Below are 14,889 nucleotides of genomic sequence, written 5' to 3' on the forward strand. Positions count from 1 at the left end.
CCTCAGATACGCCGGTCAACGTTTTGCCAGTAATGGGCACGCAGATCTTTCTTCAGCACCTTGCCGACCGGGCTGCGCGGCAATGCATCAATGAAATCCACGGTTTTCGGCGACTTGACCGAGCCGAGCCGGCTCTTGCACAGCTCGATCAACTCCTCGGCGGTGACGGTAAGCCCGGCGCTCAACTCGACCACAGCCTTCACGCCCTCGCCCCATTGCTCATCCGGCACACCGATGACCGCGCAGTCCTGCACCGCCGGATGACTCCACAGCACTTGCTCGACTTCGCTGGGATAAACGTTAAATCCGCCGGAGATGATCATGTCTTTCTTGCGGTCGGTAATGTGCAGGTAGCCGTGCGCATCCACGTGGCCGATGTCGCCGGTGTGCAGCCAGCCATCAATGATGGTTTCTGCAGTTTTCTGCGGGTCCTTGTAGTACCCCTTCATTACCAGGTCGCCGCGCACACAGATTTCGCCGGTTTGCCCCTGGCCGAGGATGTCCCCGGCGGCGCTGAGGATTTCCACGCGCACCAGCGGATTGGGCCGGCCCACCGAAGACAGACGCTCGTCCGATGCCAGGCGTCCACCGTGCAGATGCTCGGCGGGCGGCAGGTTGGAGATCGAGGCTGGGGCTTCAGTCTGGCCGTAACCACCGGCCATCACCGGGCCGAAGGTCTCGATGGCTTGCTTGAGTTTGTCCACCGACATCGGCGCCGCGCCGTACAGGAAATACTTCAGCGAACTGAAATCGACCTTCTGCGCCAGATCCGGCACGTCCAGCAGTCGATAAATCACGGTCGGCGGCAAAAAGGTTTCGGTGACCTTGTACTTCGGGATCATTGCCAGCATCAGCGCCGGATCCGGTTTGGTAATGATCACCACCGTGCCGCCCCGCGAGGTGCACGGCAGCGACAGCGTGCCAGCGGTGTGGGTCATCGGCGCCGCCGCCAGGTTGACTGGCGGATGGTCATCCCCGTAAGGGAAATTGATCATGAAGTGCGCGCAGAACGTCTGGATGCTGCGATGAGTGTTCATCACCCCCTTCGGCAGCCCGGTGGTGCCGCCGGTTGGCGAGAGTGCCACGACATCGTCCAGTTGATACTCGACCTCCGGTGCCGTGACCGGCTGACCATCGATCCAGGACTTGAGCGACGGTGCCCCCGGCAGGTGCTCGTCGATACAGATCCACAGACGAATTTTCGGCAGGCCAGGACGCAACGCGTCGATGATCGGCGCGAACTCTTTCTGGAAAAACAGCACTTCGCAGTCGAACGCGTCGAGCACGTGACGGTTCTCTTCGGCGCTGTTGCGTGCACCAACAGGAATCCAGCAAAGATTGGCGCGCCATAACCCCAAGGTGCAGGTCCACGCCACTGCATCATTGGCAGACCAGATGGCGCCCTTGGTGCCGCTGGGCAAACCGGCCGCCAACAGTGCGTTGGCGATCCGGCATGACAAGTTGCGGACTTCGGTAAAAGTGAACACCCGATCGTCCTGGATATACGCCGCGCCATGCGGATTGATCCGCCAGCCACGGTCAAAGAAATCAATAATCGCCATGTCAGTCACTTCACAGTTGAGTAACGGTTGCGCGGGCCAGACCACGTTGCTCGAGGAAGCCCAGCAGATAGCGATGACCGAAGGCTTTGGAGGCCGAAGCGAAACCTGTCTTGGCGGTGTCGTTATTCAACAGCTTGACCACGGCCGCAGCGTGCAAGGCGCCAGTGGCGATGTAAGGCGTGATGCCATGCACGGTTGCACGCACGGCCGTCAGTTGACCGCGACCGATAGCGAAGTCTACGGTGCGTTGCAAGGTGCTGCGTTCACGCGGTGGCATGCTTGGAGTGGTCGATTGAACGAGGCTCTGAATCACCGCGTCCTGCTGCGCCTTAGGCAAGTGCTTGTATTCCGCTTCCCACTTCTCACCCAGGCCGTGGACCATTTTCATTACCGGGTTGTCGTAGAAGCCGACACAGGACATGCAACTGCGGACACGGCCATCATCCTCAAAGAACACCGGTAATGAGGTGCCGCCCCAAGGCAGGCAAAACACCGCTTCCAGCAGATCGGGACAAACCACATTGAAGCTGGCGTTCGGTGCATAAGGCACGAGTTCCTTTTCCCACAGGTAGGCCCCGGGATAGCGGACGCCTTCGAAGATGGTCGCCGTTGAACCGACGGTCACCCCGGCGGCACCGGTCCGTGGGCCACGAGTCAGTGTGGCGGTTTCCAGCGAATCGACGCCCGGAGTTTCCAGGGCCAGCTCGGCGGCGATTTCGGCGTAGGTGTACATATATGCCAGCGATGGCGACAGCAGCAGACCCGCCTGGCGATACAGCTCGCCGAACTGATCGCGCAAGGCCCGAATGTGCGCCTGCTCTCCGGCCGGATCCAGATAATGGCAGCCAGCCTTCAAGGCCGCCTCAACGGCAGTCAGGCCAAAATTGATGAATGGGCCGACTGTGTTGCAAACCACGCGCGCGCCTTTGAATACCGAAACCAAAGCCTCGACCTCATGTGGGCACTCGATGATTTCGTAGGTCGCCGACTCCAGACCGACAACGCGTTGCGCCATCATTTCCTGAGCACGAGCAGCGTTGCGAGCTACGGCGGTGAACGGGATGTGCTGGTCAATCAACCAATCCATGATCAGCATGCCGGTGTAACCACTGGCGCCGTAGACAACTACTGGATATTTGGCCATCGGGATTTACCTCATTTGTTGTTTTTGGATGAGTGATGTCGGGTGAATCTGCAGAGTCAGTTGTTCGCCCAGCCTTCGGCATACAGCTGCTGGGCAAGCAGCCCCAGTCGCATGGTCAGGACCCGGTTTTCGCCGTCCTCGATCAATGACGACTGGGTGTCGCGCAGCAGTTTTTCGATCGGGTATTCGCGGGTGGTGCCATTGCCGCCAAACAGGCGGAAAGCCTCTTGCACAACAGCCATTGCCTCTTCGGTCACCGTGACCTTGGCGGAGGCTGTGGCGTACGGGTGGGTTTGCGGCGACAGGCGCGCGAAGCTCAACGAACGTCGGGCGACCGCACGCGCTGCCTCGACCCGACGCAACATTTCGCCGAGGCGCAGACGGGTCATCTGGTGATCGATCAACGGATGACCGCCCTGGCGGCGCTCATGGCAGTACTGCAGCGCCATCTCGAAGGCAGCACGTGCGACACCGGTGAACACCTGACTCATGTGGGTGCCGGCGAACGACCAGGAGGAGCTGACAGCACCGTAGTACTGGTCGCGCTCGGCAATAGCGAAACGACGTGGCACTCGTACACTGTCGAAGTAGATTTCGCCTTGGGGCAAGGAACGCTGCCCGATCTTGTCCAGGGACTTGCCTTTGGACACGCCTTTGAGGTCGAGGGGGATAATCAGCGCAATACCGTGCGGCCGGCCGTTCTCATCGTAGAAACCGTCGCCGTAATCAGCGCACATCAAGCCCAGTGCAACCTGTGCAATGGCCCCGTTGGAGACCCACGCGGAGCTTTGGCCATTGAGGATGACTTCATCGCCGACCACTTTAGCGGTCAGATTGCCGATATTGCCGAGCTTACCTGCCGGCCAGTCTCGCGCCATGTCGAAGATCTGGTTGTCGCTGCCACGGTCAGGTTGAGTGGCCATCCAGCAGCCGATCCGGCCTTGGCAGAGTTCGACCAACTCGGCATTGCCAGCGGCAATGGCCATTTGCAGAGGGAAGTCGGCGCAACCCAGCGAGACAGCCAGGCCTGCATCGCCCCAGCCGAGTTCTTCGCCTATCAGAGATTCGATCCGCACTGCCATTTCCGGCGGTAACTGCGCCAACAGTGCCGGGTCAAGACCGAGCTTGGCGAATTCGCCGAACAACGAATAGTAAGGCGAGCCCGGGGCAACGACTTCTTCCGGGGTCATCCGGTCCAGCTCTCGACCCAGCGGGCGTAACACCTCTTTGGCGAAGCGGTGGACGGAGGCCTGTATTGCAGCCTCCTCTTCTGTCAGCGGTGTTTCGAATCCGGAGAGTCCGGCGGCTGGCAGGGTAAGTGTCGACTTGAGCGAGATCATCAGAGTACCTCCATCGAAATCGCAGGTCGCTGCGCTTTGCAACGTTCTGCGTCTTGTTATTTGCAATCGACTCTAACAAGCAAAATTATTTAACGCAACACATGTTATGTTTATTGTTCGAAACGTGAATGGCAGCCTTCCAGGCACGGAAAATCCGGCCGAAAATCAGCAGGGTTCTAGATGTTTTTTCGCGCTGAAATGCCGGAGAACGGGCTGGCGCCTGTCTTCCGACACATCGATGGCATCAGCGTTGAGGGACGACGCCTCGCCGTGAAAACAGAATCGGTGAAGTGTCACCGCTGAGCAGGATCGCGGTGAGAGAAACACCGTCGCTGCTGGGTTGCTCGTGAAAACTGGTCCCACCGTCGTCACTGCGAACCATCAAACCGTCGAGTCCTACCGCAATCACTGCTCGCCCGGAAACATCGATGGCTGTGACTGAGCTCTTGCTTTGCAACGGTACGCGCTGCCAGTTCGAACCGTCTGCAGAGCTGTGCAACAAGGTGCCGCGTTGCCCGCCCACCAGCAGTGAACCGTCGCCAAGCACGGCCCCTGTCCACAACGTGCCGCTGTAGCCCGTATCCAGATAGCGCCAGTGTTTGCCCTGGTCATCGGAGCGCAATAACTGGCCGCGTTCCGCAGTTGCGTACAAATGCCCTGCTCCATCGGCAAACAGTCCCATCAGATTCAAGTCGGCACGACTCGCTCCGGGAGGTGCATCGATTTTTTGCTCGATCCAGGTCTTTCCGCCGTCATCGGTTGTCAGCACCAGCGACCACAGCCCTACCGCGACACCCTGGATCGGGTTGAAAAAGTGCACCGCAAACAATGGCCGATCTTCTGCACTGGACAAGCGTTGAACTTGCCAATTCTCACCTCCGTCCCTGGTGGCGAGAATTGCGCCCCAGTGGCCGACAGCCCAGCCCTGTCTGGCGTCGACGAAGGACACACCGGTCAAAGGCGTGGACACCGGTACGGATGTCGCTTGACGGAAATGCTGGCCTCGGTCGTCCGACAGCAGCACCACCCCGTGATCGCCGACGGCAACGGTTCGCTCCCCAGCCCAGGCAACACTCAACAGCGTGGCGGCACTGGCGTTGGCTGTTTTTGCTGCAGGTACGGTCGGCAAGGGCGAAGCCTGCGATAACGCCGATAACATTAGAACGAGTAACGCAATCAGATTTCGCATCGGGATCTCCTCAATGCACCAGTGAGCCAATCAGGCGCACTGGACGACGCCGTGGGAACATTCGTTCAAGCCACACGGCGAATGCAGGCAGAACTGTCATGGCCATGATCATGTTGACCAGGAACATGAAGGCCAGCAGCTTGCCCATGTCGGCCTGGAACTTAAGATCGGAAAACGCCCAGGTGGCGACGCCCACCGCCAAGGTGATGGCGGTAAAGATCGTAGCGACGCCGACCTCCAGCAACGCGTGCTCGACCGCTTTGGTAATTGGCTGCCCGAGAGCCTGGTGCAGTTGCAGGCGGTTGTAGATATAAAAGGCGTAATCCACGCCGATGCCGACGGCCAGCACCATGACTGGCAAGGTGGCGATGGTCAGGCCGATTTGCAGCTCTTTCATGAACCAGTAGCCGATGAACGTGCCCAGTGTCAGCGGTAGGCAGCAGACCAACACCGCGCGCCAGTCTCGATAGACGACAAACACCAACAGAGCGATCGCTGCGTAGACATAAAGCATCATGGGCAGCTCGCTGCGTTCCACCTCTTCGTTGATCGCCGCAATCACGCCAGCGTTACCGGAAGCCAAGCGCATGCTCACGCCCGGCTGAATGAACTGAGAACGGAATGCCTTGGCGGCGGAAATCACGCGGTGAATGGTCGTCGCTTTATGATCGGCGAGGAACAGATGCACCGCCGTCATGCTGCAATCGGGACGCATCATCCCTGGCACTCGAGCTACTTCGGCGGCCATCGACGAGTAGTTGGTCGGGTCGATGGGCACTGCGTTCATTTTCGGGTTGCCCTCGTTATAGCCCTCGTTAAACTGCCGCAGGCTGTTAGAGAACGAGGTGACCGACACCACACCTGGTACACCTTGCATAGCCCATACAAAGCGATCCTGATACTGACCAAGGGCAACGTCTTCACAAGCGTTTGCGCCGGCGTCAGTTTTGGCTTCGAAGACCACACTGAGCCAATCCAGCCCGATGTCGTAATTGCCGGCAATGGATACCGCATCACGATTGAAGCGCGCATCCTCGCGCAGTTCAGGCGCCCCGGCCTGCAGGGAGCCAACCACCCGATCGTGGCTTTGCCAGGCCGCGGTGACAAATATCAGCACGGCCATGCCCAGCACCCACCGTACGTTGTGCCATTCGGTCAATCGGGCGAAACCGCGTAACCAACGAGCCCGGCGCTGGCGAGAAATTTCCTCGGCAGCGGCGTAACCGGCATCTACCCGTAGCATTGACGCCACGATCGGCAGCATCACCAGGTTGGTGACGATCTTGAACGCCACCCCGAGCGAGGCGGTGATTGCCAGCTCCCGAACCATTGGAATCGGGATCAACAACAGCGTTACGAACGAAACAAATGCAGTGACTAACGCCAGCGTGCCGGGAATCAGCAAGCCGCTGAAACTGGCGCGTGCCGCTCCTTCCACCGACTTGCCGCAGGCGATCTCGCGAATGATGAAGTTGATTTGCTGTACGCCATGGGAGACCCCGATGGCAAACACCAGAAAAGGCACCAGCACTGCCAGCGGATCCAGTCCATAGCCGAGCAAACGCAAGGCGCCGAACTGCCAGATCAGTGACACCAGCGAGCAACCCACCGCCAGCAAGGTGAAACGAAGCGAATGGCAATACCAGTACACCGCAGCGGCCGTCAGCAACAATGCCAATAGGCAGAATTCCAGAACCGCCGAGGCACCTACCGCAATGTCACCGATCTGCTTGGCGAAACCGATGATTTGGATCTCGAAGTCCTTGTCCTCGAACTGATTGCGAATTTTCTCCTCAAGCACATGGTTGTAGGCCACATAGTCGAGGCGCTGGCCGTCAGCATCGAATTCGTTGAGATCGACAGTGATCATTGCGCTGCTTTGGTCGCGAGCGACCAGCGTTCCGATAAAGCCACCCTGCGCCGTCGAGTTGGCGATCATCGCAATGCTCGTTTCATCGAGACTTTCGGGCGTCACCGTACCCGGCACCAGCGGATCGGCACGAAAACCTTCTTCGGTGATTTCGTTGACGAACGCGTTGGGCGTCCACAACGAACGCACACTGCTGCGCGATACGTTCGGCAGGAAAATCAGCGCCTGAGTGACGTCATAAAGGCGCTTGAGCCCTACCTGGCTCCAGATCGTACCCTGACGAGCCTTGACCACCACGGTCAGCCGGTTCGCACCGAGCAAGTCGTTGCGATACGTCTCAAAGGTTGAGATGTACTCGTGGCCAATGGGTAGCTGCTTTTCAAATCCTGCTTCCATGCGTAACTGGACGGCAAACCAGGCCATGCCCGCTGTGAACACCGCCAAACTCAACAACGTCAGCAGGCGATGAGTGAACAACCACTGTTCGATGCGCGGCAATACACCGCGCACTTTGGTTTCCTTCATTTTCAGAGAACTATTCACGGCGTGCCTCATAGGGTTCGGGAGACCACAAGGCCGACGTAATCGCGATCACGCAGCAGTTGATCGTAAGGGGTCTTACCGCCCATGAACTTGGCGTAGTTGGCCGAGATCTGCCAGCTCGCAGGATTGCGCACGAAGTTGAGGTACAGGTTCATACTGCTGGCATCCTCGGTGAACGTCGCCGACAGGTTGGGTGTGCGTCCCTTGATAGATTGCGAATAGAACACCCCCGGCGTCACCTGCCAGCCAGGGATCAGCGTGTTGTCATACGTCAGGCTGAAATCGAGGCTGATTCCGGAAGAGGTTTTGTTGCCCTTGGCACTCGGCGGGATGGACGGATCCAGTTGCCAGGTATTGAGACCGGCGGCAATCGGTTCACCGGCGTACTCGTTATGCAGCCCCGGGTATTTCACGACCACGAGTTCGCTCAACAGCGTGCCGGTGCTGGCACCGGTGAGGTCGAGCAACGTCGGCGAGTTGGACGGGGTCATGCTGTAAATGCCGGTCAGGTGCCATTGCAGTTTCTTTTCATCCTTCCAGCATTTGCCACCGTTGCTGGCACAGGCGTCGATGACTGGATTAAGCGGCACCGCATCCTTTGGGCGATATGAAAGCTCTGTGCCCAATGCCCAGTCGCCGACCGGCATGTTGGCACTGATGCCGTACATCATGCGGTCCTCCGGATACTTCCAGGTTTGCGCCAAAGCGAAGGTTTCCGGATCCAGTACCTGCATGCTCAACGACGGCAGTTTGTCGTGATAACGCATCACGTACAGGCCGAGGTTAAGATCGGTGTTGTCAGGCTGCCAGCGCAGCGACACCCCCCATTGGCCTCCATTGCGTGCGTCCTTTTCGTCGTAACCGTAAGCTCCCCTGCCCTCGCCCAGTGCATGGGTGGTGGACCAATAACTGCCCACGGGAGGCAGTTCGCTTTTGTTCCAGTTGAACTGCCAGTACGCCTCGATGTTGACGCCGGCACCCAGTCCTGACGCAAGGCTCAACATCGGCGCTGGCAACAGGGCTTCCTTGAGCTGGGTGCCGGGACGCGACAACGCCATGACATCGTAGGCGTTGGTATTGTTGATGCCGCCGGCAGCGAACAGGCTCTCGCCCCAGTTGATGACCTGATTACCCAGACGAGCACGAACACGCTGTTCACCGACATCGAAACTCTTGCTCACCCACAGGTCCAGCAGGCGCGCTTTGAACTCCAGATCGTCCCGGGCGCTGCTGGTGAGGCCGTCGCTCCCGACACCGTCAGGCCGGTTGGCCGATAGCGCACCGCTGGTGTCGGTCGCGGCAAAGTCGCGGATCCAACTTCCGCGCGCCATGAACGTGTAGTCCTCGGGAAATTTAAGCACCAGTTCATGGGTGCCTTTTATGTAGTTGGTGAACAGATCCCCCCGGTCGTAGTTCAAGTCGCCCTGGTCACCAATATTGGCGCTGGGAGCCAGACAACCGCTGGGAGGATTGTGACCGCCTGGACTGCTGGTGATGAGATTGCATCCGCGAGATTCGGTCCGTAACCCCATGCCCACAGCGAGAGTGGAATCGAATGAGCCTCGGATGTTTTCGGTTTCAAAGGTGAACGCCATGGCAAATGGGGTTGCACACGCGATGACAAGACCTGAGGTTTTACTGATTATTTTTTTCATGTCTGTTCCCGAAAGCCGCTGTTAGCGTTCGCTGGTGGCGCGCAGATTGTCTGAGGTATAGAAGTCGCGTTTCAGACGAGGGTTGTTGGCGCTATCGGTGAGCCAGCGATGGTCGTTCTTGCCGGTACCAATGGAGGTCATGTCGTAGAGGTAGCGACCATCAACGAGGTTGTATTGCGCCTGGGCTTCCATATCGCAGGTGCCAGTCTCGTAGACCGGGATTGTGTAGCCTTCGCGGACTTTCCAGATTTGCCCTTGTTTGTCGTAGTCCACCGCCATCAGCGCGTTCCAGCTGTCCTCATCGATGTAAAACAGACGTTTCGGAGCCTGATGACGCATGCCCTGGCGAACGGTTGCTTCAACCACCCAGACGCGGTGCAACTCATAGCGACGCGACTCGGGGGCGATGAAGTCGCGCTTGGCCACATCCTCAATCTTCGCCGAGTTGTCGTAGGCGCCGAACGAGTTGTAGGGCACAAGCATTTCCTGCTTGCCGACCAGCTTCCAGTCGAAGCGATCCATCGGACCAAAGAACACGTTGGACTCATCAATGGTGTACTGATTGTCCAGACCGATTTGCGGTGCGTCGTAGGAGTACGCCGGCATGCGACGTACCCGGCGCTGGCCCGGGAAGTAATAGAACGTAGTGGCTTGCTCGCCAGCTTTGGTCGTCACCACGCCGGCCTGCCCGGTAAGGGCTGCGGGGTCGGAGTAGCTGAAGTAGGTCGCAACTTCGAGTCGATCGAATGAAGAAAACAACGCACTGCCCTTCACGCCCCATGGTGTGTACATGAACCAGTCAGTGGAGGTTCGCAGCCAGTCTTCACTCCCTTTTCGCGGCGAAATTCCGGAAACGGTTTTCGACATATCGAAGCCGACGCCGCGATAACGCATTTTCATGTTCCACATAACCTCGGCACCCGAGGTTGGAAACGGAAATGGGATACCGGGGACGTAAGCCTCCTGCAGTGCCAGACCTTCGCCGTCGAGTTTCGCGAAACCGACATTCTTCTTCGTGTTTTCCGCGACGAAATCCGGTACGCCACAGCTGCGCCGTGTCGGATACACATCCATCCGGTACCCCGGTATCTTCTTGAACATTTCCACTTGGCCAGGGGAAAGCTTGCCGGTGTACTTCGCGACGTTGCCTGAGTCGATACTGAACAGCGGTTTGTCATCCTTGAACTTCCACTGCTGACCTCGCACCTGGCCGTGGCTCCAACCGCCGCCTTGTGGTCCGGGTGGTGTCCAGGCAGGAATGACACCATCGGCGCTGGCCGCCGCCTCACCTCCCAGCGGGGTCAGTTTTGTGCCGAGCAATGCAGGATCCTTATCTGCCGCCTGCGCCGTGCAGATGAAGGTTGATGCGGCGACGGCCGCGATCAAACATCTGCGTACGACGCCTTTAGAAACATTGTTATTGGGGCGCTCAATCACTGTGTTCATTGGAGGATCCTCGTGGGTCTTGATCGGCACCGTGGCCACTTTGACGGCAGTAACACGTTGCCTGCGCTAACCTAATCAACTGACTTGATCAATTGACCAAGTCGCTTGATCAAAGCAAGGCTGGTGCCAATGTCTGAAGCGCGGGAAATAGTCACGTTTAATCAATCGATTACAGAGACGCGGGATAGATTCGAGCCACGAGAGTTTCGTTAAACATTTCCGAATGTTTCTTCGGTTCGCACCAAATCGGGAATTTGCGAAACAGTCGTTACCAATAATGGTGCGACAGTTTCAGACCACCGTTTCTTCCCTGACGCAAGGCGATTCGTTGCTGTAGCATCCGCAAGCGTCGACAGTGCCCTTACCGATAAAGGGCGCCAGGAATATTGGAGATTGCTGACCTATGGCCAGAATGGGCGCTGAATTACGCCGGCAGGATTTCGTCGAGGCAACGATCAAAGTGATTGCCGAGCACGGTGTCGCCAATGCAACGACCCGACGGATTGCGGCGGCGGCCGGTTGTCCGTTGGCATCGCTGCATTACGTGTTCCATACCAAGAACGACCTCTTCTATGCCGTCTATGAGTCGCTGTTTAACCTGCCTCATCAAGCGTTGGAACACGTCCCTGCCGGGACAACTGCCGCTGATACGACTGCCGAAGTCCTGCGACAGTTGATCACTTGGTTCATCGATCATCCGGACGCGGCCAAGGCGCAGAGTGAGTTGTTTTTTTGGGCACTGCGCAATGACCCCGAAATGGCAAGCAAGATTTACTCAGTAGCAATTGAAGCGACTGAGCAGGCACTGGAGCGAGCTGTAGGCGCAGAGCTGGGCGAAAAGTTTTTAAAGGCCGCAAGTCGGCTTCTGGTCCAATTGGTTGACGGGTTGACTATCGCGTGGTCCGCCCATGGAGACCTGCATAGATTGAGAGCCGAAACCGAGACGGCTTGCGCCGCACTGGCCCTGCTGGTGGCCAGTCACTGAGCCGATCACATGCTGCTGACCAGATGGCCTCCATCCACGGTCAGTACGCTGCCAGTCATGAATGCACCGGCGTCACTCGCTAACAGCAAAAAGGGACCGGCCAGTTCATGTAACTGACCCAGTCGACGCATGGGCACCCTATCGCGGATGTAGCTGTTGCCCTTGTCACCCTCAAAAAAAACTTCGTTCATTTCAGTCTTGAAATAACCTGGCGCGATGGCGTTGACCCTGATGTTGTACCGCGCCAGCTCCAGCGCCAGTGACTTGGTCAGCTGAACCACTCCGGCTTTTGCAGCGCAGTAATGGCTGTAACCGGTGCTAACGCGCAGTCCGAGTATCGAGGCCACGTTGACGATGCTGCCATTACGTCCGGCCTTTGCCAGCCTTTGTGCAGCAACCTGGGCGACACGCCAGACGCCATCCAGATTGGTTGAAAGCATCTCACGCCACTGCTCTTCACTGATTTCGAGTGGACGCTGGCCGCTACCGATACCTGCGTTGTTGAGTACCACGTCAACCACGCCAAAATGTGCTTCGGCCGCATCGAACGCCGCTTCGACACTGTCTCGGTCAGTCACATCAAGTTCGACGGACAGCGCTTGCCCGCAATCCCATTCAATGTCCTTTGCCACCTGTGCGAGTCTTTCGACGCGTCGTGCAGTCAGCACAACCCGGGCGCCGGCATGCCCAGCAACCCTTGCCAGGTGAGCTCCAATGCCGCTGGAGGCGCCGGTGATCAATACCGTTCGGCCGGCAAGCGAAAAATTCTGAATGAAATCTTGAGTCATCAACACACCTCGAAATGAATCGCGCTGGCGCGCTCTACGGGTAACAGGTCCCTTTCTCCGAAATCGGGCGAGCATGAGGCAGATGCGTGGTCGTCCTCATGACTCGCTCTCGTCCGGAGAAAGGGAATTTTCAGAATATTTCGATGCGAGATCTGCCGGCGGCTACCAGACGTTCCAGAAGCGCCGCTGGGCGAAACCACATCTCACCGTATTCGCCAAGCGCGCTGCGATAGTGATGGATGCGGCTGAGCACCGTTTCCAGGCCCAACTGCTCGGCGTAATGCATGGGGCCTCCGAGATGCGCGGGAAAGCCATAGCCGTTGATCCACACCAGATCGATGTCACTGGCACGCAGGGCAATACCTTCGTCCAGCAAGCGAATGCCTTCGTTGATCATTACAAACAGGCAGCGATCGTGAATTTCCAGATCTTCGATGTTGCGACGCGTAACGTTGTGTTCACGGGCAAGCTGCTCTGCCAGCATGATGACTTCCCGGTCCTCCCTTGGACTACGTCCCTCGTAGAGGTAAAAGCCACGTCCAGTCTTTTGCCCGTACCGCCCCAAGGCATACAGTTCCTCGGCGAGGCAGCAGTAGCTCTGGTCATGGGCAATGGCTTCACGATTGGCGTCGCGCATTAGAAAGCTCACATCGATACCTGCCAGATCCAGCATGCTGAATATGCCCATATTCAAATCCAGACTGGTCAGCACTGCATCAACCTGGACCGGCGTCGCCCCCTCCAGTACCAGACGGTGAGCTTCGCGGGCATAGGGTTCGAGCATGCGATTACCGATGGAGCCGGCGCTGTTACCGGAGATGACCGGAAGTTTGCCGATACGTCTGGCGATGTCCATGACAGCTGTTACGACGTCCGGCGCTGTAGTCTGACAAAGCACAATTTCCACCAATCGCATGACGTTGGCAGGACTAAAGAAATGCATGCCAATGACATCCTGCGGACGAGAGACCATCTTCGCGAGCGCATCGATATCCAGCGACGACGTATTGGTCGCAAGAATGGCACCTGGCTTACACACGCTCTCCAGAGCGAGGAACACCTGATGCTTGCTCTCCATCTTTTCGCATACCGCCTCAATGATCAGGTCGGCATCTGAAAGGTCTGCGTAGTCGAGCGTGCCAAACAGCAGTTCCATCCGCTGCTGCATTTGTACGGCACTGAGTTTTCCGCGCTTGACGCTGAGCTGATAGTTTTCACGAACACGTTTGAGACCGTGATCAAGCGTGCGCCCATCAAGATCCATCAGCGCAACGGGAATACCGACATCGGCAAAGCTCATCGCGATGCCTCCACCCAAGGTGCCTGCACCGATCACGGCAACCTTGTTGATCTTGCGCGACGGATCAGCCGTATCGATCCGGGGCGTTCGCCGCGCGTCTTGTTCTGCGAAGAAAACATGCCGCAATGCTTTCGACTGACGTGATGCTTCAGCCTGCTTGAACAGCGTCAATTCCCGCACCAGTCCCTCTTCCATCGGCAACAGGCAGGCGGCCTCCAGCGCAGAAAGCACCAGCCTGGGCGCCAGTCGACTTTTCCAGCGCGGCTCATGCTCCACGCGATAACGCGCCAGGAAATCATCGGGCAAGTCCTCGGCGGGGTTTGGCCATGCTTCGGCTGGCCGCGCAGGAGCACAACATTCGATCAGCTCATTGGCATAAGCACGCGCCTCTTCCAGCAACTGTTCGGTGCTGGAGGAGATACGGTCAAGAATGCCGAGCATTCGAGCGCGCTCGGCATCGATCTGCTCACCTGAAAGAATAAGGTTCAAAGCCGATTCGGCGCCTATCAGCCTGGGCAAGCGTTGCGTACCGCCGGCGCCAGGCATCAGACCAAGATTGATTTCCGACAACCCTAGCCGTGCATCTGGCGCACCAATCCGGTATCCGCAGGCCAGGGCCAGCTCTAGCCCTCCTCCTAACGCAAACGTCCCGATCGCCGCAATCAGTGGTTTATGAATCGCGCTCAAGCGAGTCAGGATGCCAGGCAAGTCAGGTTCAGCGAAGCACGCTTCGGTCCCGAATTCTTTAATGTCGGCACCTGCACTGAACAGTCCCTGCACCCCATAGAGAATGACGGCACCCACCGCTACGTCCGTAGCGGCACGCTCACAGGCACCAATGAGGGCTGCACGTAGGGTCTGGTCGAGTGCGTTGACCGGCGCACAGTTAAGACCGATCAGCGCCAGGCCATCTACGACGCGGTAATGGATCAGGTCACACATGGAGTGTCCCTTACTGACGTATTCAGGGTGTTGAGAGGGCGTGATTGAAGATCGAATATCAGCGGCGTTTTAAAATTTCCGGAAAACATCACCGATGCTGGCAACGGGATAGGCTGGCTGCGACT

Annotated in this window: 10 protein-coding genes; 1 reads left to right on the top strand and 9 read right to left on the bottom strand. The window is 58.0% G+C overall.

The features are described 5' to 3' along the window. Window positions 1-2: 2 nt before the first annotated feature. The 7 genes from IF199_RS15380 to IF199_RS15410 all read right to left on the bottom strand — a co-directional run bounded on the left by IF199_RS15380 (window position 3) and on the right by IF199_RS15410 (window position 10,749). Window positions 3-1,562, bottom strand: coding sequence for an AMP-binding protein (locus IF199_RS15380; protein ID WP_192557973.1), 1,560 nt, complete (start codon window positions 1,560-1,562; stop codon window positions 3-5). A gap of 10 nt (window positions 1,563-1,572) precedes the next feature. Then, entirely contained in the window at window positions 1,573-2,706 is a 1,134-nt protein-coding gene (locus tag IF199_RS15385) for a saccharopine dehydrogenase family protein (protein ID WP_192557974.1), read from the bottom strand. A gap of 56 nt (window positions 2,707-2,762) precedes the next feature. Further along, entirely contained in the window at window positions 2,763-4,046 is a 1,284-nt protein-coding gene (locus IF199_RS15390) for an acyl-CoA dehydrogenase family protein (RefSeq protein ID WP_192557975.1), read from the bottom strand. Window positions 4,047-4,290: 244 nt separating this feature from the next. Then, on the bottom strand, window positions 4,291-5,235 hold the full coding sequence (locus IF199_RS15395; RefSeq protein ID WP_192557976.1) for a WD40/YVTN/BNR-like repeat-containing protein: 945 nt from the start codon (window positions 5,233-5,235) through the stop codon (window positions 4,291-4,293). A 10-nt stretch (window positions 5,236-5,245) separates the two neighbouring features. Then, a complete protein-coding gene (locus IF199_RS15400; protein ID WP_244142482.1) occupies window positions 5,246-7,630 on the bottom strand; it encodes an efflux RND transporter permease subunit in 2,385 nt (794 codons plus the stop codon). A 26-nt stretch (window positions 7,631-7,656) separates the two neighbouring features. Further along, window positions 7,657-9,303 carry a DUF1302 domain-containing protein gene (locus IF199_RS15405; RefSeq protein ID WP_341807528.1) on the bottom strand — a complete coding sequence of 549 codons (1,647 nt, stop codon included), beginning with the start codon at window positions 9,301-9,303 and terminating at the stop codon, window positions 7,657-7,659. Between the two features lie 21 nt (window positions 9,304-9,324). Beyond that, on the bottom strand, window positions 9,325-10,749 hold the full coding sequence (locus IF199_RS15410) for a DUF1329 domain-containing protein (protein ID WP_192557979.1): 1,425 nt from the start codon (window positions 10,747-10,749) through the stop codon (window positions 9,325-9,327). A gap of 403 nt (window positions 10,750-11,152) precedes the next feature. Here IF199_RS15410 and IF199_RS15415 point away from each other — a divergent pair, with 403 nt between their 5' ends. Then, window positions 11,153-11,734, top strand: coding sequence for a TetR/AcrR family transcriptional regulator (locus tag IF199_RS15415; RefSeq protein ID WP_011334165.1), 582 nt, complete (start codon window positions 11,153-11,155; stop codon window positions 11,732-11,734). Window positions 11,735-11,739: 5 nt separating this feature from the next. On the opposite strand, the gene IF199_RS15420 is transcribed toward IF199_RS15415, so the two are convergent. Then, on the bottom strand, window positions 11,740-12,522 hold the full coding sequence (locus IF199_RS15420; RefSeq protein WP_192557980.1) for an SDR family NAD(P)-dependent oxidoreductase: 783 nt from the start codon (window positions 12,520-12,522) through the stop codon (window positions 11,740-11,742). 130 nt (window positions 12,523-12,652) lie between these two features. Then, complete coding sequence (locus tag IF199_RS15425; protein ID WP_192557981.1) at window positions 12,653-14,764, bottom strand: 3-hydroxyacyl-CoA dehydrogenase NAD-binding domain-containing protein; 2,112 nt, start codon at window positions 14,762-14,764, stop codon at window positions 12,653-12,655. Window positions 14,765-14,889: the final 125 nt, after the last annotated feature.

Origin of the sequence: Pseudomonas allokribbensis (assembly GCF_014863605.1) — a bacterium.
GTDB classification, from domain to species: Bacteria; Pseudomonadota; Gammaproteobacteria; order Pseudomonadales; family Pseudomonadaceae; genus Aquipseudomonas; species Aquipseudomonas allokribbensis.